General features: G+C 59.4%; 17 protein-coding genes and 1 pseudogene. 12 read left to right on the top strand and 6 right to left on the bottom strand.

Annotated features, from left to right (window positions below):
* Positions 1–164 precede the first annotated feature (164 nt).
* On the top strand, positions 165–632 hold the full coding sequence (locus tag ACVWZ1_RS12610) for a peroxiredoxin family protein (protein ID WP_414332127.1): 468 nt from the start codon (positions 165–167) through the stop codon (positions 630–632).
* On the opposite strand, the gene ACVWZ1_RS12605 is transcribed toward ACVWZ1_RS12610, so the two are convergent.
* Positions 625–3,021 carry a glycoside hydrolase family 31 protein gene (locus ACVWZ1_RS12605; protein WP_457467316.1) on the bottom strand — a complete coding sequence of 799 codons (2,397 nt, stop codon included), beginning with the start codon at positions 3,019–3,021 and terminating at the stop codon, positions 625–627. The two genes, ACVWZ1_RS12610 and ACVWZ1_RS12605, sit on opposite strands and share 8 nt — an antisense overlap.
* Positions 3,022–3,301: 280 nt before the next feature.
* On the opposite strand from ACVWZ1_RS12605, the gene ACVWZ1_RS12600 reads away from it, so the two are divergent.
* Entirely contained in the window at positions 3,302–4,390 is a 1,089-nt protein-coding gene (locus tag ACVWZ1_RS12600) for a PQQ-dependent sugar dehydrogenase (protein WP_457503565.1), read from the top strand.
* 94 nt (positions 4,391–4,484) lie between these two features.
* Here ACVWZ1_RS12600 and psbH read toward each other — a convergent pair whose 3' ends face one another.
* Complete coding sequence (gene psbH, locus ACVWZ1_RS12595) at positions 4,485–4,688, bottom strand: photosystem II reaction center phosphoprotein PsbH (protein ID WP_011432996.1); 204 nt, start codon at positions 4,686–4,688, stop codon at positions 4,485–4,487.
* Between the two features lie 217 nt (positions 4,689–4,905).
* On the opposite strand from psbH, the gene psbN reads away from it, so the two are divergent.
* Both psbN and dapF read left to right on the top strand, forming a co-directional pair.
* Positions 4,906–5,037: a photosystem II reaction center protein PsbN gene (psbN, locus tag ACVWZ1_RS12590; protein WP_011432995.1), complete on the top strand. Its 132-nt coding sequence runs from the start codon at positions 4,906–4,908 to the stop codon at positions 5,035–5,037.
* Positions 5,038–5,063: 26 nt separating this feature from the next.
* Positions 5,064–5,933, top strand: a complete 870-nt coding sequence (gene dapF / locus ACVWZ1_RS12585; RefSeq protein ID WP_457467315.1) for a diaminopimelate epimerase — start codon at positions 5,064–5,066, stop codon at positions 5,931–5,933.
* Between the two features lie 3 nt (positions 5,934–5,936).
* Here dapF and ACVWZ1_RS12580 read toward each other — a convergent pair whose 3' ends face one another.
* Positions 5,937–6,572 carry a hypothetical protein gene (locus ACVWZ1_RS12580; protein WP_457391939.1) on the bottom strand — a complete coding sequence of 212 codons (636 nt, stop codon included), beginning with the start codon at positions 6,570–6,572 and terminating at the stop codon, positions 5,937–5,939.
* A gap of 130 nt (positions 6,573–6,702) precedes the next feature.
* Positions 6,703–7,155, bottom strand: a complete 453-nt coding sequence (locus tag ACVWZ1_RS12575; protein WP_414417564.1) for a hypothetical protein — start codon at positions 7,153–7,155, stop codon at positions 6,703–6,705.
* Positions 7,156–7,467: 312 nt separating this feature from the next.
* Between ACVWZ1_RS12575 and pcrA the strand changes: the two genes are divergently transcribed.
* The 3 genes from pcrA to ACVWZ1_RS12560 all read left to right on the top strand — a co-directional run bounded on the left by pcrA (position 7,468) and on the right by ACVWZ1_RS12560 (position 14,629).
* Positions 7,468–9,828 carry a DNA helicase PcrA gene (gene pcrA, locus ACVWZ1_RS12570; protein WP_414409226.1) on the top strand — a complete coding sequence of 787 codons (2,361 nt, stop codon included), beginning with the start codon at positions 7,468–7,470 and terminating at the stop codon, positions 9,826–9,828.
* 269 nt (positions 9,829–10,097) lie between these two features.
* Positions 10,098–11,369: an efflux RND transporter periplasmic adaptor subunit gene (locus ACVWZ1_RS12565; RefSeq protein ID WP_414375249.1), complete on the top strand. Its 1,272-nt coding sequence runs from the start codon at positions 10,098–10,100 to the stop codon at positions 11,367–11,369.
* A 62-nt stretch (positions 11,370–11,431) separates the two neighbouring features.
* A complete protein-coding gene (locus ACVWZ1_RS12560) occupies positions 11,432–14,629 on the top strand; it encodes an efflux RND transporter permease subunit (protein WP_457503563.1) in 3,198 nt (1,065 codons plus the stop codon).
* Between the two features lie 42 nt (positions 14,630–14,671).
* Here the strand turns inward: ACVWZ1_RS12560 and ACVWZ1_RS12555 are convergent, their stop codons facing one another.
* Positions 14,672–14,992, bottom strand: a complete 321-nt coding sequence (locus ACVWZ1_RS12555; RefSeq protein ID WP_414409225.1) for a hypothetical protein — start codon at positions 14,990–14,992, stop codon at positions 14,672–14,674.
* Positions 14,993–15,511: 519 nt separating this feature from the next.
* On the opposite strand from ACVWZ1_RS12555, the gene ACVWZ1_RS12550 reads away from it, so the two are divergent.
* Entirely contained in the window at positions 15,512–16,003 is a 492-nt protein-coding gene (locus ACVWZ1_RS12550) for a cytochrome c oxidase assembly factor Coa1 family protein (RefSeq protein ID WP_457503562.1), read from the top strand.
* 83 nt (positions 16,004–16,086) lie between these two features.
* A complete protein-coding gene (locus tag ACVWZ1_RS12545) occupies positions 16,087–17,634 on the top strand; it encodes a YcjF family protein (protein ID WP_457503561.1) in 1,548 nt (515 codons plus the stop codon).
* Here the strand turns inward: ACVWZ1_RS12545 and ACVWZ1_RS12540 are convergent.
* Positions 17,631–17,945, bottom strand: coding sequence for a hypothetical protein (locus ACVWZ1_RS12540; protein ID WP_414344672.1), 315 nt, complete (start codon positions 17,943–17,945; stop codon positions 17,631–17,633). The two genes, ACVWZ1_RS12545 and ACVWZ1_RS12540, sit on opposite strands and share 4 nt — an antisense overlap.
* A 195-nt stretch (positions 17,946–18,140) precedes the next feature.
* On the opposite strand from ACVWZ1_RS12540, the gene rpsN reads away from it, so the two are divergent.
* From rpsN to ACVWZ1_RS12525, 3 genes and pseudogenes are all read left to right on the top strand, one after another.
* Positions 18,141–18,446, top strand: a complete 306-nt coding sequence (gene rpsN, locus ACVWZ1_RS12535; RefSeq protein ID WP_011432985.1) for a 30S ribosomal protein S14 — start codon at positions 18,141–18,143, stop codon at positions 18,444–18,446.
* Between the two features lie 57 nt (positions 18,447–18,503).
* Entirely contained in the window at positions 18,504–19,136 is a 633-nt protein-coding gene (locus ACVWZ1_RS12530; RefSeq protein WP_414409223.1) for a ribonuclease D, read from the top strand.
* 137 nt (positions 19,137–19,273) lie between these two features.
* Positions 19,274–19,800, top strand: a pseudogene (locus ACVWZ1_RS12525) (RNA-guided endonuclease TnpB family protein); the annotation flags it as partial.

Below are 19,800 nucleotides of genomic sequence, written 5' to 3'. Positions count from 1 at the left end.
AGGTTCTGGGACGCCGGGGCTGGTGGCCTCATCAGCGCTTTACTACCCTATCCCCACCACCACCACCCCGTCAAGATATCCAACCCAAAATTTTTTGAAGCCAGAAGGGATCCGGATCCACCGTTAGACTGTTGAAGTGAGCTCAGATTGGGTCAGACGGGTTTATGGGGATTGTGATTGGGGCTGCTGCTCCTGACTTTAGCTTGCCTGCGGTGGGGAAAGGGATCCAAAAGGGAGCCCAGATTTCACTGGCGGCCTACCGGGGCAAGAGCAAGGTGTTGCTGGCCTTTTACCCGGCGGATTTTTCCCCGGTATGCACGAGCGAGATGCGTTGCTTTCGGGAGGATTGGGAAGCTTTCCGGGCCGCGGGCTGCGAGATCTTGGGGATCAGCAGCGATCCCCTCTCCAGGCACCAAGCCTTTGCCGAGCAGCTTAAGCTGGAGTTTCCTTTGCTGAGCGATGTGGACAGAACCGTGAGCCAGCAGTACGGGGTGGACAGCCTGCTGGGGACGCGGCGGGCCTATTTTTTGGTGGATAGCCAAGGGATCCTGCGCTACCAGCACGTGGAGTGGCTGCCCCTGTTCAAGCGAGACAACCGGGAGCTGCTGGAGGCCGTGAGGGCAATTAGCTAGACGTGGGATCCTCTGGGGTGGGCCAGAGAACCTGTTGCGGCTGTCCGGTGTCCGGTAGGGAGAGGGGAGTGTGGCCAAGGAGCTCCAGAAGCCAGCTACGCTGGGGCGGGATCCAGTTGCCCTGGCGAGCCCCAATTCCCAAAATGAGCTGGCTATCTTGCTGCTGCAAGCGGAAGAAGGTGGTGGCCCAGCTTCCCGCTTGATAAGCGAGGCTTTCCCCGTCGTCTTCGTAGAGAGTGAAGCTGCCGTTGCCGGGGTAGAGCTTGAGGCGCAGTTGGTCACGGCGCAGGCGGACGGTGGATGGGCAGGGGGGAGCCAGAGGCAGGATGGAGCCACCCTGCACAAACAATGGCAGTTGCTCAAGAGGGGCAGGGGCGAGAATGTAGCCGGGGCCGGTGTGGGCCTGACCTGTCCACCAATCGAACCAAGTGCCCTGGGGCAGATAAACAGCGCGGCACCGCACGCCAGGCCGAACCACAGGGGCAGCTAGGAGGGCGGATCCCAGCATGACTTGATCCGAGATCTCGTAGGTTTGCGGATCGTCGGGAAACTCGTAGAGAAGGGGGCGCAAGATGGGGGATCCGGTTTGGCTGGACTCCCAAAAGAGGCTGTAGAGGTAGGGCAGCAGTTGGTAGCGCAACTGGATGGCCTGCCGGCAGATGGCTTCAATCTCTGGGCCAAAGCTCCAGGGCTCGTGGGGGCGGGTGCCCAGGGCGCTGTGGCCGCGCATGAGGGGGTAAAGAATTCCCATTTGCATCCAACGGGCAAACAGCTCGGGAGTGGCATTGCCACCGAAGCCGCCGATGTCCGCACCCACGAAGCTCACCCCCGACAGGCCCAGGTTTAGGAGCATGGGCAGGGACATCTCCAGGTGTTCCCAGGAGGATTGGTTGTCGCCTGTCCAGACGGCAGACCAGCGCTGGATCCCAGCAAAGCCGGAGCGAGTCAGCACGAAGGGGCGCCGGTTGGGGTTGAGCTGTTCCAAGCCTTCACGGGAAGCGCGTGTCATCAGCAGGCCGTACAGGTTGTGAACTTCGGCGTGGGTGGTGGGTTCGTCGGGTGGGCCTTGGGGGGCATCGAGGGGGATATCGACGATCTGGCCGCCGTCTCCAAAGGGGCGGTCGTTGAGGGCCGGCTCGTTCATGTCGTTCCAGATGCCATCCACACCGGCTTGGGTGAGAACCCGTTGCCAGGATCCCCACCACTGCCGCACTCCGGGGCGCAAGAAGTCGGGAAAGAGGACTTTGCCTGGCCAAACGTAGCCATGGAAGAGGTGGCCGTCGGCGCGGCGGATAAAGAAATCCTGGGCCAAGCCCTCGTCGAAGACGGCGTAGTCGGCTTCGGGCTCGAACTTGACGCCGGGATCCACAATGGCTACCACCCGGAAGCCAGCCTCGTGGAGTTGGGCCATGAGCCGGGCCGGTTCGGGGAAGCGGCGGGGATCCCAGGTGAAGACGCGGTAGCCGCGCATGTAGTCGATATCCAAATAGATGACGTCGCAGGGGATCTGACGTTGGCGAAATTGCTCGGCTATTGCCTGCACCTGAGCGGCACTGGCGTAGCTCCAGCGGCACTGTTGGTAGCCCAAGGCCCAGAGGGGGGGAAGAGGGATCCGCCCGGTAAGTTGGGTATAGGTATCGAGCACCAAGTCTGGAGTGGGGCCGTAAATGAGGTAGTAGTCCAGCTCTGGGGCATGCACTTCGATGGCCCACTGCTCGGGATCCGTCTCCCCCAGATCGAACCGGCTCCAGTGGGTACAGTGCAGGAATAAGCCGTAGCAGAGGCCAGGGCGAAGCAACAAGGCAAAGGGAATGGCCTGGTAGAGATTGTCGCTGTGGGCATCGTAGTTCCAGCAGTCGCGAGTCCAGTGGCTGTAGCGCCGGCCTCGTTTGTTGAGCAACCCTGCCCGTTCCCCCAGGCCGTAGATGTGCTCGGCAGGGTGGAGGTGTTTGACCAGGCGGATGCTATCGGATCCCCAGGTAAGGCCGGAAGGGACATCGGCGCAGAACTCTTGCCCTTGAGAATCTTGAAAACTAAACCGGATGGGATCCCGATCGATCTGAACTTGCACCTGGGAGGTGGACAGGTGGATTTGGGTGGAGCTTTCCTGCAGTTCAAAGGGAGCCGGCGGCCACTCTTCATCGGCTGGAGCCACATCCCAGGAACGACGGGGCAAAAACGCTCCGCTGGGGCTAAAGCGCAGCCGAAACAGACGGGGGGTGAGCACCTGCATAGACCAGCGGCCCTGGGCACAGATGAGGTGGATCCCGCGAGAGTGAGCCTGGAGCTGTTGCAGGGATCCACAAGTTTGCCTTTGGGGTGGGCGGGCGGGGAATTGGCCATTCGCGTCAGCGGGACGGAGTCCCAAGATCTCGCCAGGTTCCAGCATGGTTTGGAGACAGATCGCCGCCCTCAAGGCTAACCTAAGGCCGGGAGGGAACAGCGGGTTGCCCACGCTTGTCCGTAGCGGGTTCTGCCCTCATCGGTACCCCTCTCCAGAAGAGCAGCGGCAATAATCGGTTAGCTCAGATCCCAGAATCCATCGCGAAAACGAGGCGGCAATGGCCATGAGGATCCCGGCGATCAAGCTTCTCTCCTCACTGCTGCTTTTTGGGGGGGTGTCCGTCCCCGCTGTCGTGGCGGCCTACCCGGTCAGCCCGGAGATGGTGATGACCCTGCAACGGGGGGATCATGCCCAAGCCTTGCCCAGGGCCAGAACGGAGCAAGCGTTTCGGGTAGTTACTTTGGCCCAGGGTTTGGAGCACCCTTGGGGGATGGCCTTTTTGCCGGATGGAACTCTCTTGGTTACCGAACGCCCAGGGCGGCTGCGCCGAGTTACCCCCCAGGGATTGGATCCCCAGCCCATAGCCGGTGTGCCCGAGGTGTTTGCCCAGGGGCAGGGGGGCCTGCTGGACATCGCCTTGCACCCCAACCATGCAGAGAACGGCTGGATTTATCTGTCTTATGCAGCGCCTGGGCCCGGTGGGGGAGGCACGCGGGTGGCGCGAGCCCGTCTGGGGGAAGGGGGCCTACAGGATCTGGAAGTGATTTTTGATATGGAGCGCAAAACCCCTGCCCGGCAGCACTTTGGCTCCCGTTTGGTCTTTGACGAAGAAGGATTCCTCTACATCAGCACCGGAGACCGGGGAGAACGGGATCGAGCCCAAGATTTGGGGGATTCTGCCGGTAAAGTGTTGCGCATTACGGATGCGGGCGGGATCCCGGCGGACAACCCATTTGTCGGCCAAGCAGGGGCTTTGCCGGAAACTTTTACCTATGGCCACCGCAACATTCAGGGAATGACCCGCCACCCTGAAACAGGGGCAATTTGGTCCCATGAACATGGGCCGCAGGGTGGGGACGAGATCAACATCTTGGCCCCCGGCGTCAACTACGGCTGGCCCCTAATCACCCACGGTCGAGAATATACGGGAGAACCCGTCGGCCAAGGACTGGCGGCAGCTCCCGGCTTGGCTTCCCCTCTGCTGCACTGGACGCCCTCTATCGCTCCTTCTGGCATGACTTTCTACACGGGAGAGGCTTTCCCCGAATGGCGGGGCAACCTGTTTGTGGGGGCGCTGGCCGGGCAACACTTGGCCCGTCTGGTACTGGATGGAGAGCGCGTGGTGGCAGAAGAGCGTCTCTTAGAGGGGGCGGTGGGCCGCATTCGCGATGTGCGGCAGGGGCCGGATGGACTCCTTTACCTGTTGACGGACGCCCCGAATGGATCCCTGCTGCGCCTGGAGCCAGCACCCTGAAGGCATCGGCTTAGGAGATGACGGAAACTATCCTGCTCCCGCTGGGCAGCTCTTTGGCGGGACAGGGACTTTCCCCAGAGTAGGGCCTGGGAACTCAAAAGCTGAGGCTCTCCCAGGAGACGTTAATGTCTTCCAAAAGCAGCGACTTGTTGTAAATCTGCAGGATAATCAACAAAAAGACGGCAAATAGGGCCATGAAGACCGCCATCAGGGGCGTGGTGCCCCAGCCGGGAGCCACTTTGCCGTATTCCGAGTTGAGGGGACGCAGCAGATCGCCCAGTCTGGTACGAATGGCCATAGGTTCTCGCAGTAAGTTAGGAACAGAACACATTGATGAAGTCGAAGATGACCAACCCGGGCGGTGGATCCTTGGTGCTCGGCACCGCCCAGACAGCCACCCCATTAAAATCACGCTATCAGAATCTGGCCAACCCCTTTTGCCTTGAGCAATGAATTGTAAACTTGTGTAATACTGTAGTCGAACGCTCTCAGGATCTGAGGACTCAGACTTAGATATGGAACCCACCTTTTCCCTAATTGTGGCGATTGCGGCAGTCACCATCTGCATCACCGCGTTTGCCATCTACACGGCCTTTGGCCCCCCTTCCAAGGACTTGCAGGATCCCTACGAGATGCACGAGGATTAAGGCCTGTCGTTGGGATATCTGGGTAAATGTCTGCTCGGTTGACCCCCCGTCTCTCCTTTCACAAGTACCAGGGGTTGGGGAACGATTTTATCTTGGTGGACAACCGCTGGCAGTCTCAACCCTGCTTGAGCCCGGAAGAGGCCGTCGCCCTTTGCAATCGCCGCTTTGGGGTAGGAGCCGATGGGGTTATCTTCCTGCTGCCGGGGCAGGAGGGGGCAGATTTCAGCATGCGCCTCTTCAACAGCGACGGTTCCGAGGCGGAGATGTGCGGCAATGGGATCCGCTGTTTGGCCCGCTTTCTGCAGGACTTGGGGATCCCAGGTCGGGATGGCGCCTACCAGATCCACACCTTGGCGGGGCGAATCGTGCCGCAGGTGCGGGCAGATGGGCTGGTCACAGTGGACATGGGGATCCCTCGCCTTTTGGCCAAGCAAATCCCCACCACCTTGGCCGAACCCGAGGAGAAGGTCATTCGGCAGCCGCTTGCAGTGGCCGGGCGAGAGTGGCGGGTGACGTCGGTGAGCATGGGCAACCCCCATTGTGTGGTCTTCCTGGAAGAAGAGGGATCCCTGGAGGAGCTGGACTTGGCAGCTGTGGGCCCCCTGTTTGAGCATCATCCGGCCTTTCCTGAGCGCACCAACACCGAATTTGTGCAGGTGCTCAGCCCGACTCGTCTGCGCCTACGGGTTTGGGAGCGGGGAGCAGGGGCAACGCTGGCTTGTGGGACGGGTGCCTGTGCCACTTTGGTGGCTGCTGTCTTGGAAGAGCGGGCAGAACCGCAAGCTACGGTGGAACTGCCGGGAGGAAATCTGGAAATTCGCTGGGATCCGAGCACACAGCATGTGTGGATGACCGGCCCTGCCCTGCACGTCTTCAGCGGCACCACTGCCGGTTGAGAACTAGGCTCCCAGACCCAACAGGAGGATGGCCAGCAGGCCGAGGATCCCATAGGCAACGCTCCAGCCCTGCCGCCAGATCAGCGCCAACGCCAGGCCCAACAAGACCAAGCCCAACCCCAGGCCGAGGCGCAGGAACAGGGGGTGAATCCATCGGTTGAGGAATCGTTTGAGCCAAGGGAACACCACCCCTAAGACGAAAGCCACAGCAACTGGGATCCAATCTGCCTGATCCCACTCCCCCAACAGGTAAAGGCCGCCCAGACAGATGCCCAAGCAGAAAAACAGCACCCGCATACCGGGATAGTCTTGTCGGTAGCTGGAAGCCAGATTCCGGGGCTCTTTGGGGTGGGCCAAGACCAATGGCTCTACGGCAAAACTTTCGCTCCACTCCGGCGCTTCTTCGGTTTGTCCGCGGCACCAAAGGTAAACGTTGACCTTGCGCAACCCCTGCAGCAGAGAGGCTTCCACCGCACTGCGCACCACCTCCATCACCTGCAGGGTATCCACCACATCGCCTGGCAGCCGTTCCAGCAGCACGTTGAGAACAGGCCCCTTCAGCTCGGCTCGGCCAAACAGCCGCAAGTCGGCAAGCTTGTAATCGAGGATTTGGTTCAAGATTTTGAGCTGGCGGCGCATGGGATCCCGCGAACAGAGAGCCGTCGTTCGACCGGTTGACTCAAAGCTTCAACATGACCGGTATGACCAGTCTAACGGTTGGGCCAGAGCGGCAGAAAAGAGACGTTCCCGGTGTGAAAAGGAGGTGGGACTATCCGATGAGGGTGCGAATGCACCGGCGAATGCTGAGGTTGGATCGCTCCAAGTCGGCAAATCCGCTCAGAAGAGTTCCCTGGCCATCCAAAAGCAGCAAAGCGGCCTGTTGGCGAAAATTGATCCCAGGCAAGGTTGCAGCGGCTATTTCTTGCAGCTTCTGGATGGTTTCTCCCTCAAAATCGACAGAGACGTACACAAATGGAGAAACCAAACGAGGATCCGTCGGCACGCTCTCTCGGATGACCTGCAAAACCAAATTTCGCACCAACAGCAGCCCCCTACCATCTACCAGCACAATCTGTCGCAGTCGGGGGTTTCGCCCGAACTCCAGGGCCAAACTTTTGGAGAGGGCTTCCGATTGCGAGCGGGTTTGGCTGTTGGTCAGGATCAGCGCTTGAATGCCGTCGTACCGACTTAAGTCAAGCTGCCCTCCGAAAACGCTCTCCACTTTGAAAGCCAGAGATTCATCACGGTTACCATTGCTGGGGCAGTTGCCGGCTTGAACGGGATCGAACGCGCCCGCCAAAAGCAGGACAAGGGTGACAAACCCCGAAGCGACAAGTCTCTTTGGCAAGCAAAGCCAGCAGCGGTTAGCCGGGGCACAGCAGCAGGACAGCACTCGGTTCATGGCGGGGAGTTCTGGAGCGGGCCGGCCAAATCTTAACCGATCTTCATCTTTGGTGCTCCAAAATGACCTCTCGGCTTCTCATCCCCATTGGGTTGGTGCCCATAATGGAAGGCAGTTTCTGGTTTGCTGGCCATGACTCACGCCTCTTTGCTGGATGCCCTCAACCCTTCTCAGCGCCAAGCGGTGCAACATTTTTGTGGCCCGTTGCTGGTGGTTGCCGGGGCAGGTTCCGGCAAGACACGCGCCCTCACCCACCGCATTGCCTACCTGGTTCGCCACTATCGGGTGGATCCAGGAGAAATTTTGGCCGTGACCTTCACCAATAAGGCTGCCCGTGAGATGAAAGAGCGCATTGAGCAGCTCTTTGCCGAGCAAGAAGCTCAAGAACAATTTGGGATCCCGCTGGAGCAATTGGAGCCAGCCCAAGTCACCCGGCTGAAATCCAGCGTTTACCATCGGCTGATTAAACCCCTTTGGATCGGCACTTTCCACAGCTTATTTGCCCAGATCCTGCGCATAGATATTGAAAAATATCAGGATCCCAAGGGGCGAAAGTGGACTCGCAACTTCTCGATTTTCGATGAATCAGATGCCCAATCCCTGGTGAAGGAGATTGTAACCAAGCAACTGAACTTAGATGAGCGCAAGTTTGACCCAAGGTCGGTACGCTACGCCATTAGCAATGCCAAAAACCAAGGCTGGACTCCTGCCGACCTGGAGCGCAATCAACCCAACTTCCGTGGCCGTACCATCGCCCAAGTTTACGAAATCTATGAAGACCAACTGGCAGCCAACAACGCACTGGACTTTGATAACTTGATTTGGATACCGGTGCAGCTTTTTCGACAAAATGAGCAGGTGTTGGCTTACTGGCACCAACGATTTCGACATATTTTGGTAGACGAATACCAAGACACCAACCGTACCCAGTATGAGCTGATCCGTCTGCTGGCCACCAACGGCGAGACCCGCAGATCTCAGTTGGATTGGAGGAACCGGTCGATCTTTGTGGTGGGAGACGCCGATCAAAGCATCTATCGGTTTCGCGGGGCAGATTTTACCATCTTGCTGGAGTTTCAAGAGACCTTTGGCGATGGTCTTCCGGACGATGATACCCGCACCCTGATCAAGCTGGAGGAGAACTATCGCTCTACAGCTACCATTCTGCAGGCGGCCAACGCCCTCATCGAGAAAAATACAGAGCGCATTGATAAAGTTCTCAGGCCAACCCGTCAGCAAGGAAGTCCGATTTTCCTTCATCAGGCGGATGACGAGATTGCAGAGGCTGAGTTTGTTGTCAATACCATCCGGCGGTTACACAGCCAAAATGCCAATGCTTTCTCCTGGGGAGATTTTGCCATTCTCTACCGCACCAACGCTCAATCCCGTCCTTTTGAAGAGGTTTTGCTGCGGTGGGGGATCCCTTACACGGTGGTAGGCGGACTGCGATTTTACGATCGCAAAGAAATTAAGGATGTCCTGGCCTATTTGCGGGTTGTGGCCAACCCTGCCGACTCCTTTAGCCTGCTGCGAATTATTAACGTGCCGCGCCGTGGCATCGGCAAATCTACTCTGGACAAGCTGACCGAAGCGGCGGCGGCTCTCAACGTGCCTTTGTGGGAAATTCTCAGCGATGAAACCTCTGTAAGTAGCTTGGCGGGCCGTTCGGCTAAGCCTGTCATTCAGTTTGCTCAGTTGATTCAGCATTGGCATCGACAGGCTTCTCAAACCTCAGCCGCCACCCTTATCGAAGGGTTGCTAAGGGATTCCGGCTATTTGGAGGATCTCAAGGCACAGGGTACAGACGAAGCCGAAGAAAGAGCGGCCAACGTGATGGAACTTTACAATGCCGCCCGCCAATTCGAGGAAGAACAGGAGGATCCCAGCCTTGAGGCTTTTTTGAGCAATGTGTCTTTGGCTTCCGACTTGGACAACCTTCAGGAAGGCGCTGAGAAAGTTTCGCTAATGACGTTGCACTCTTCCAAAGGTTTGGAGTTTCCTGTTGTGTTCTTGGTGGGGGTGGAACAGGGTCTATTTCCCAATTTCCGGGCTTTGGAGGATCCCGCTGCTTTGGAAGAAGAGCGACGCCTTTGCTACGTGGGCATTACCCGTGCCCGTGAGCAGTTGTATATCAGCCACGCCAGGGAAAGGATGCTCTACGGCAACCGAGAACCGGCCATTCCTTCCGTATTTTTAAGTGAGCTACCTCAAGAGTTGATCGAGTCCGACAGGCGCGGAGCCCCTTCTCGACAGCTTTCCCACGGCAGTGGGCTGCCCCTTGCAACGGCACACAAGGCCAAGCCCAATCCCGGCCAAGGCCGTTCAGAACAGTGGGCGATTGGCGATCGCTTGCAACATCCCCAATTTGGACAAGGCCAGATTACCCATGTGTTCGGCAGCGGTGAACGGGTCACGATTGCGGTGAGGTTTCCCGGTATTGGGCAACAGAAAATCTTGGATCCCCGTATTGCTCCCATTCAAAAGCTCAGCTAAGCGGCTGAACTCGGAAGGAACCCAGTGATGAAGAGAGATAAGGGGAAGTGGTGTAGAAGTCTGTAGCTCATTCGAGATTGCCTTTGCAGGAACCTCTTGTGCTGGTGAAAGGCTCTCTGGAGAATGGGTTGGCAGGGATCCCTTTTATCGTGTAGAACTGTGAAGGTCTGCCAGAGTAAAGCCCCTGAAAGGTTCACGAGTTCACCGTCTGGGTTTGAACCATTTCGCTAGGTGGGCAGTCCAAACCGACAAGTCGTTCTCTTGTGCCTGTGAGCCGGGTTTACTCTCCCCAATGGCAGCTTCCTCACGCCTGCACACTCAGCCTAGTGCTGTTTTTGGGTGTTCCTAGCTCTGTCGTCTATGCCCAGATGTTTTGGGCCCAGCGTCCAGCAGGGATGGGAGCACCGCGTCCTGTCTCGGTAGATGTGACCAGAGCCCAGGTGGGATCCCTGGGGGCCGACTTGCGTTACACCGGCACTACCCAGCCCCTGCGGCAAGCCACGCTGCGAACCCGTACCGAAGGATTGCTCTTGGAGTTATCGGTGGAGGTCGGGGATCCCGTCCAAGAGGGGCAACTGCTGGGCCAACTGGATCCCACGCTGCTGCAGGCTGCTCTTCTCCAGGCCCAGGCCCAACTGGCAGCGCAAGAATCTCAGGTGGCACAGGCACAAGCGCAGCTCAGCAATGCCCGCACCCAAGTGGAGCAGGCCCGTCTGAATCTTCTACAACAGGAAGCCGATGCCGAGCGCCTAGGACGGTTGGCACAGGAGGGAGCTGTTTCTGCCCAGCAGGCGGAGCAAGCTCGTACTGCGGCCCGCACCGCCGCCCAGGCTTTGCGCTCTGCGGAAGACCAGGTTCGCGTCCAAGAACAAGCCGTGATCGCCGCCCAACGCCAGGTGGAAGCGCAGAGATCTTTGGTGGCTCAGGCCCAAGAGCGCCTTTCCTACACACAGTTGCGAGCACCCCTAAGTGGGGTGGTGCTCTCCCGGCAGGCGGATCCGGGCAGCTTTTTGAACTCAGGGGCAGATGTACTGACGGTGGCCGATTTCAGCCAGGTGAGGGTGGAGTTTCCCCTCTCCGAGTTGGAGTTGTCGCGCGTACAGGTGGGCCAAGCCGTTCGGGTGGAATTGGACGCTTTTCCCGGCCAGAGCTTCGCCGGACAAATTGTCCGCATTTCCCCGGCTGCGGATCCCCAGGCCCGTCTGATCCCGGTTGAAGTGGTGATCGCCAATCCCAACGGACGCATTGGCAGTGGGCTGCTGGCGCGGGTGGCATTGACGGGGCCGGCGGCTCAACGGGTGATCGTTCCCGCAACAGCGATTCAGCAGAATGGGCCGGGTTCTGCTACGGTCTTTGTGGTGGAGCGGCAGGGAGAAGTGACGCGGGTGTTGGCCCGCCCGGTGCAATTGGGAGAACAGCGGGATGGACGGGTGGAAATTGTGTCGGGATTGGAGGCTGGCGAACCGTTTGTGGTGCGCAGCTCTGCTCCTCTCCAAGATGGGCAGGAAGTGCAGTTGAGTGTCATCTCCGAACGATTTTGATCTGAATACTCTGGATAGCAAGTTTCTGAATAGCAAGTTTGAATAGCAAGGAAGCCAAACCCATGACCCCAGCCAACAGTGGACTCAGCCTCAGCGGCCTGGCCATCCGCCGCCACATCGGCACCCTGATGCTGGCCTTGGCAGTGATCGTCATGGGCCTCTATTTCCTCACCCGCCTGCCGGTGGACTTGCTGCCCTCGATTGTCTATCCCCGTATTGGCGTGCGGGTGGAGCTGGCGGGAGTAACCCCAGAGGTGGCCGTTGAGGAGATCACCCGCCCTTTGGAAGACTCTCTTTCCACAGTGGAAGGGGTGGAACAGCTCTATTCCACCACCCGCGAAGGGCAGGTTCGGGTGGATCTCTTCTTTGCGCCAGGGGGGAACATCGACCAAGCCCTGAACGACACCACGGCAGCGGTGAACCGGGCCAGAGGGCGGCTGCCGGATGGGGTTTCGGCTCCCACGGTGTTCAAGTTTGACCCCTCCCAGTTGCCTGTTTACGAGTTTGCCCTGAGCGCGCCTGGGCTGACGGGCGTGGAGCTGCGCCGCTTTGCTGAAGCAGAGTTGGCCCGCGAGCTGGGAGTGGTGCCGGGGGTGGCTACGGTGGATGTGGCCGGGGGCACCCTTGAAGAGGTGCAGGTGGATCTGGACTTGGAGCGGCTGCAGGCCCTGGGGCTGGGCCTAGCGGATGTGCTCGGCCAACTGCAAGCCCGCAACCAGGATCTTGCCGGTGGTCGGATCCGCGGCGAGCTGTTGGAGCCTTTGACGCGCACAATGGGCCGGTTCCGCAGCCTAGAAGACATTCAAGCGTTGCGCTTCAACACCCCCAGCGGAGGAACGGTGCACCTGCGCGATTTTGCCACGGTGGCTGTTCGCCCTGCCGCCGAAGGGGTGCGGGTAACCTTGAATGGAAAGCCGGCGGTGCGCCTGAGCATTCAAAAGCAGCCCGATGCCAATACCATCCGCGTGGTGGACGGGATCCGTCGCCGCCTGGAGCAACTGCGGGCCGCTGGCCTCATCCCGCCGGAGGTGACCCTGATCCCCACCGGCGACGAGTCCCGCTTCATCCGCAGCTCGATTCAAAGTGTGGCTCTTGCCGGCGTGAGTGGGGGGGTGCTGGCCGGGCTGGCGGTGCTGCTGTTTTTGGGATCCCTGCGCCAGACCCTGATCGTGGTGGCGGCCATTCCTCTGGCCACCCTGATGGCGGTGTTGCTGATGGGCCTGTTCGGCCTTTCCATCAACATCATCAGCCTGGGGGGCCTGGCCCTGGGGGTGGGGATCGTGGTGGACAACGCCATCGTGATGTTGGAAGCCATCGCTAAAGGAACAGAAGGGATCCCGCGGCAGGATGCCCGTTGGTTTGGGCAGCGGGTGCTCGAGCAGGCGGAGCGCAGCAGCCGCCAGTTGGAATCGGCCCTGGTGGCCTCAACGGCCACCAACTTGGTGTCGGTGTTGCCCTTTTTGCTGGTGGGAGGGTTTGTTTCGCTGATTTTCAACGAGCTGATTTTGACCATCAGCTTTGCTGTGGCCGGATCCCTGGTGGTGGGCCTGACGGTGGTGCCCATGCTCACCTCACGCCTGTTGACGATTCGCCGCAGCAGTGGATTGGGGCAGTGGGGCCCGATCCGCAGCTTTGCGCGGGCGATGCTGGGCGGCACCTACGCCTACCAACGGTTGCTGAGCCGTCTGTTAGAACGACCTGCCTTGCCGATCTTACTGGCATTTCTTCTCCTGGGCCGAGGGAGCTACTGGATGGCCGGGCAACTGAACCAGGAGCTGCTGCCCCGCATCAGCACCGGGCAGGTGAACCTGTCTGCCAACTTTGCCCCCGGCACCACCCTAGATACCAACCACCGCATTATGCAGGAGGTGGATCGCCTTCTGCTGCAACAGCCTGAGGTGGAGTATGTGTTCACCACCGCAGGCGGATCTGCCTTCGGGGGCAGCACCTTTGAAAACCCCCTGCGGGGCACCAGCACCATCACCCTTAAGCCCGGCACAGCAGTGCGGCCCTTTGTGGATCGGATGAATGAGCTGGTCAGCCAACTCAACCTGGTGGGATCCCGCATCCGCCTGTCTCCGGGCAGTGTACGCGGCCTTTCCGCCCGTAACTCTGCCATCAATGCCGAAGTGGACGTGGTGCTTCAAGGGGAAGGCACCCAGGCGCTTCAAGAGGCCAGCCGCACAGTGTTGCGGGCCTTGGACGAACAGGCCACCCTCTCCACCTTCCGCCCCGAGGCGGATGACAGCCAACCGGAACTCCAGATTTGGCCCGATTGGGAGCGGGCCGCCCCCTTGCGCCTCAGCCTTCAGGACATAGGCCGGGTGGTACAGACGGCAGTGCAGGGATCCGTGCCCGCCCAACTGCAGCAGGGAGACCGCCTCCTGGATGTGCGGGTTCGCCCGGCCACGTCCATCACCCAGCCTTCGCAACTGGAGCGCCTGCCCTTGGTTGTGCAGAATGGGCAGCCCCTGCGCTTGGGGGATGTGGCCAGGTTGCAGATGGGGGAGGCCCCTGGGGAAATTCGCCGTCTCAACCAACGGCAGGTGGTCATTTTGAACGGCAGTCTTAGGGCCGGGGCCAGCCAAAGTGCCGCCATCGCCGAGCTGGATGGGATCTTATCCGGCTTGGAGTTGCCCCCCGGCGTGACCCGCCTGCCCAGCGTGGCTTTGGAAAACAACCGGGAGCTGCGCAATAACCTGCTGCTGCTGGGATCCCTGGCAGCTTTTTTGGTGTTTGTGGTGATGGCGGTGCAGTATAACTCCCTCCTCGACCCGCTGGTGATCATGCTGACGGTGCCCTTGGCTCTCTCCGGCGGGATCCTGGGCTTGTTCCTCACCCGCACGGCTGTGGGCGCTACGGTGCTGGTGGGGGCGGTGCTGCTGGTGGGCATTGTGGTCAACAACGCCATTTTGATGGTGGAGTTGGCCAACCAAATCCGGGAGGAACAGGGCTTGGATTACCGCAGTGCCATGCTAGAGGCTGCCCCGCAGCGGCTGCGCCCGATCCTGATGACCGCCGTGACGACGGTGCTGGGCCTGTTTCCCTTGGCCCTGGGCTGGGGAGAGGGATCCGAACTGCTACAGCCGCTGGGGGTTGTGGTCTTTTCCGGCCTTTCCCTGGCGACGCTGCTGACGTTGTTGGTGATCCCTTGCTTTTATGTGCTGCTGCATGGCGGGGAAAGCAAAACCTCAACTCCCTCTTTTCCCCAGCTAGCGGTTGCCCCACCCCCAGCCTTGTCCGAGACTTCCGGTCAGTAGCTGTGGTTGGCGTTGCTGATGGATTGGCGTTGTTGATCTCGGTTAGCTGACCTTGGGGTTAGGCTTAGGCACCAGTTTCAGCCCAGAAGGTTGGGGCTGTGCGTCCTCGGCTCTGTCCGGTACCAGGCGCAGGGGCGGGCCAAAGCGGCCAACCGCTATGGTGTTGTGCAAAGCCGGGATCTGGCGGATGGATCCCTGGCGTAGGCAGCGGTGCAAACGGCGCAGCAGAAACAGGTCGGCTTCGGAGCACTCCTCTCGGAATAGCCTCACGTTGAGTTCGTGTTCCTGAGCAGCAGTGAGCAGACCGGTCATCATGGCGGTTTGAATGATCTGCTGCACGGTCACGGTCGTCGCTTCATCCATAGGTTTATGCGGTTGGATTGAGACCTTTTGCTGCTCTTATTCTCGATAAATCCCCCTGATATTTACTCCGCCAAATAGCGGATTCGATATGCGCGCTTTGTCATCTTTCCCAATGTTCAGGAAATAGGGCTTTCCAGGTATCCATTGACTTTCTGATCCATCCAGATCCTATTCAGGCGAAAAGCTTGAAATCCTTGCTTCACAAGCCTTTCCAATCGAAGTGGGAGTAGAGCCAACAATTGGATACGTAGGGATCCCATCCTCACCGCAGTACAAAATTAGACTCAACAATGAGTTGATTGAACTGGCCAAAGCGGTGCTGATCCCATGATTTTCCGGGCTGTTGTTTGAGGCCGTAACAGATATCTGTGGCAATACGGAACTGAGAAGCGATGTTCGTCATCGACAAATGGCGTAGGGTTGCTCGGCTTTTTGTCTGTACCTTGTCGGCAATGAAGGCATAGAGGATGAGCAACAGCCTTGTGTTAGGGTGGGGGCATTCTAGGGTGGCAATGGGCTGTGTCAGAAACTCCACAAAAAGTCGGCTGTGCTGTCCCTCTGGGCTGCTGTGGCTGCGGCTGTTTGGGCCTGCTGGCGGTGTTGGGCCTGGGGCTGGCGGGGGCAGGGATCCTGATCTGGAATGGGATCCGCACTTCGGGTGCCTATCGCACCTACCAGTTGGCGGTGGAGCAGCTCAAACAAAATGCTGTGGTGGTGGAACGTCTGGGGGAACCCTTGAGGCCGGGATGGCCCTCGCGGCTGCGTTTTCAGGAAGATGAGGAAGCGGGCTGGGTGTGTCTGTTCTTTTTGATTACAGGGGCCCAGCGCACCGGCGATGTGGTGGTGGAATCGGAGCGGGGCATGGCCGGCTCGGCATGGCAGTTGCGCCATCTGCAAGTGAAAGTTGACGGGGATCCGCAGGCCATTCCGGTCATTGAGGGGGGATCCCGCTGTGAAGAGGAAGAGCCGGATAGAGAAGCCCTGCCCCTGCAGCCAGAAGGCGACATCTAGGTAGCCGAATAGGCTCAGCCGCGGGTAGAGTCAAAAGGACTCCGTCCCGCTGACGCGAACGGTTGTGGCCTTGTTGGATCCCTATGCGGTCGCTCCCTTACCTGCGCTTGCTGCTGCTGTTGGCGCTGTTGGCCTCGTTCACCGGGCTGATCGTCTGGCTGATCCAATCGTTTCTCGATCTGTACTACGCCACCCGCTACCACCCGATTTTGGGGGGGCTGTTGATTGGGGTGCTGGTGCTGCTGCTGCTGGTGTTTTTGGCCGCTGCCATCTACTACTTGTTTCTGTTTCGCCAACCCGCCCCCAGCAGGAGGGAAATTACCCAACCCCTTGCCTTGCCGGAGACGGCTTTGGAAAAGCGGAAAGCGGCGCAACAGAACTTGGCCCAACTGGAGGCGCAGCTAGCGCAAATCCAGGATGAAGTGGCGCGGGCAGCGCTGGCGGAGCGGTCGGCTCTGCTGGCCCAACAGTTGGCCCAGCCCCAGCTGAAGGTGGTGGTCTTCGGCACTGGGTCGGCGGGCAAGACTTCTTTGGTCAACGCGCTGCTGGGGCGGCGGGCGGGGGCGGTGGCGGCCACTCTGGGCACCACCCAGGCGGTGGCTTGTTACGATTGGAACTTGCCTGGGATCCCGCAGCCGGTGCAGATCCTGGATTGCCCCGGCATTTTGGAGATCGGCCCGGCAGGGGTGATGCGGGAACAGGAGGCGCAAGCCCAAGCCCAAGCTGCCGATCTGCTGCTGGTGGTGGTGGATGGGGATCTGCGCCAGTCAGAGGTGGATCCCTTGCGCCGGTTGATCGCCCTGGGCAAGCGGGCCTTGCTGATCCTGAACAAAGCAGATCGCTACACCTCAGAAGAACGGCAGATCCTCTTGCAACGCCTGCGGGAGCGGGTTCATCCCCTGATCCCACCTCAGGATGTGTTGATGGCTGCCGCTGCTCCAGCCCCTGTACGGGTGGGATCCCAAACCTGGCGACCGGAGCCGGATGTGGCCGCCGTGCGGGATCGCGTGCAGGCGGTGCTCTATGCCGAGGGGGGATCCCTGGTCTTGGACAATGCCCTGCTGCAATCGCAACAGTTGGGGGAAGAGGCCAAACGGATTCTCCAAGCCCAACTGCGCCGGCAGGCGGAGGAGGTGATCGATCGCTTTCAGTGGATTGTTACAGGGGTGGTGTTCGCCAACCCCATCCCGGCGGTGGATCTGCTGGCCATTGCCGCCATCAACGCCCAGATGGTGGTGGAACTGGGATCCCTTTACGGCTGCAAGATGGATCTGCAGCAGGGGCGGGAGCTGGCCTTGTCTCTGGCCAAAACCCTAGCGGGCTTGGGCTTGGTGGAAGGGGCGATCCAACTGACCACGGGGATCTTGGCCACCGTTGCCGAAGTGAGCGTCGTCGGTTTTCTGGCGACAGCCCCCATTCAGGCAGCCAGTGCTGGCTATCTCACCCGCATTGCCGGCAAGAGCTTCATTGAGTATTTCCAGCACAACCAAAGCTGGGGAGAAGGGGGGATGCAGGCGGTGGTCAAAGCCCAGGTGCAAAATACCCAAAAATCCGGTTGGCTCAAAGAGTTTGTCCGCGAGGCTTCCCGGCGCATCTTCCGAAATGGGATGGCCAACCCAAGGGATCCCTAATGGCCGCTCAGGGCAATATCCGTCGGCATGAAGGCCAGCTTCAGTTGCGCCACATAATCGGCGTAGCTCAGTGCCGGCCCAGTGTCCCAATCCGCCAAGCCATGCATGCACTTCGACCATTGAATGAAGGCGGCAGGATAGATATAGGCCAAACTGGGATCCTGCAAAACCTCTTTGGGCAGTGGAGAGGCCGACTTCAGCACTGCCAACAGAGCCGGCGGCTTGTGGAGAATCACGCGCGTGGCCTCAATCTGCTCTGGGGAAACCCTAAACTTGGTGGCGATAAACGGGATCACTCTGGAAATGGCCATCACCCAACACCAACCTCGCCTATAGAGGTAGGTTGCCCCCAAGCCGAGGGGCTGGCCTCAGGGATCCTACGGAGAGCGGAAAAGAGGGATGAACATTGGCGAGGATGGCCGTGGGCGGGCCTGGGATCCCCTTGCTTGGGGCCGCTGCTCCCCGTTATTCTAGTAAAGCTGAAAAATCTGGGGAAACAGTGAGCCGTGGCTAAAAAGAGCATGATCGAGCGGGAGAAAAAGCGCCAACGCTTGGTCGAGAAGTATCGGGAGAAGCGCCAACAACTGAAAGCGGCCATGGCCGATCCCAACATCGACCAGGCCACCCGCATGGAGCTGCACGCCCAACTGCAAAAACTCCCTCGGGCCAGCTCGCCCACACGCCTGCGCAACCGCTGCTGGAAAACCGGGCGTCCCCGGGGTTACTTCCGCGATTTCGGCCTGTGCCGCAACAGCCTGCGGGAAATGGCCCACAGAGGCTTATTGCCAGGTGTGGTCAAGTCTAGCTGGTAGTTGCCTGGCCTTCGCCGCTTGGTTATGCAGCCAAAACACCCTTTTGAGAGATCCTGAGTGGGCCTGCAACCTTTTCAGCTCTGTGACGAAGATCTCACCCCTGCAATGGCAAAGGCCCTGGCCGGGGAACCCCACTTGGCCGTGGATACGGAGACGATGGGGTTGATCCCGCAGCGGGACAGGCTCTGCGTGGTGCAAATCGCCAACCCTGCCGGCGAGGTGGTGTTGTTGCGGTTGAGCCGTGGAGTAAAGCAGGCCCCCCTTCTGGCGGGGCTGCTGACGGATCCCAACATTGAAAAGATTTTCCACTACGCCCGCTTTGACCTGGCCATGCTGCGCTATCACCTGGGGATCCGGGCGTGGCCCGTCTTTTGTACCAAAATTGCCAGCAAACTGGCCCGCACCTACACCAGCAAGCATGGCCTCAAGGATGTGGTGAGCGAGCTGTGCGGGGTCGAACTCAACAAAACTGCCCAAAGCTCCGATTGGGGAGCCGTCCACGCGCTATCCGCCGAACAACTGGAGTATGCCGCCAACGATGTTCGCTATTTGATTCCGGTTCGCCACAAGTTGGCGGAGATGTTACGGCGGGAAGAACGCTGGGAGTTGGCGCAGCAGTGTTTCCAACATTTGCCTACTTTGGTAGAGCTGGATCTGTTGGGCTTCAGTAACGTCTTCGAACATCAGTAGGCGGGGCTTTACTTGATAGACAGTCACCGAATTTTCGGGCTGGAGGCCCGCACCATAGCCGCAGGCTTGGTGTCGGGAGGAAAGTCCTCCTCTATATAGGTTTGCTGGTCAAAGTCTGGATGAGCTACGATAGGCCCATGAGCCAGACTATATCGGTACGTTGCAAGCTGATAGTCCCTGTAGAGTTGTGTCAAGAGATTGACCGCACCTTGCAGAGATTTGCTGACGCTTGTAACCAGATCTTGGATACCGCCAAGCGCGAGAAGTGCTGGAATACCGCCAAACTGCACCACTTGGTCTATCGACCGGTAAGAGCGGCTACGGGGCTGAAGGCCAACCACGTCTGTCAAGCGCTCCGCCGTGTGATTAGCAACGCCAAAGCGGTGAAGCAAGTCCACAAGTTCCGCCCCACCAGTCTGACTTTGGACGCGCGTACTTTTAAGTACCGAGAGTCTGAACAGACTGTTGGTGTGACCCTGATAAGCGGGCGAGTCTGGCTCAAGCTCAAGATCGGTGGCTACCAGATAGCGCTTCTGCGAGGCCAGAAGCCAACAAGCGCAACCCTGTCTAAGACCAAGCAAGGGGACTACTACATCAACATTGCTGTTGAGCTGGACACTCCCCCAACCGGCAAAACTCCAAAGGTAATCGGAGTTGACTTGGG

This window comes from Thermostichus sp. MS-CIW-25, assembly GCF_054060015.1.
The sequence above is the reverse complement of the archived record's forward strand: the minus strand, read 5'-3'. Positions and strand labels throughout refer to the sequence as shown.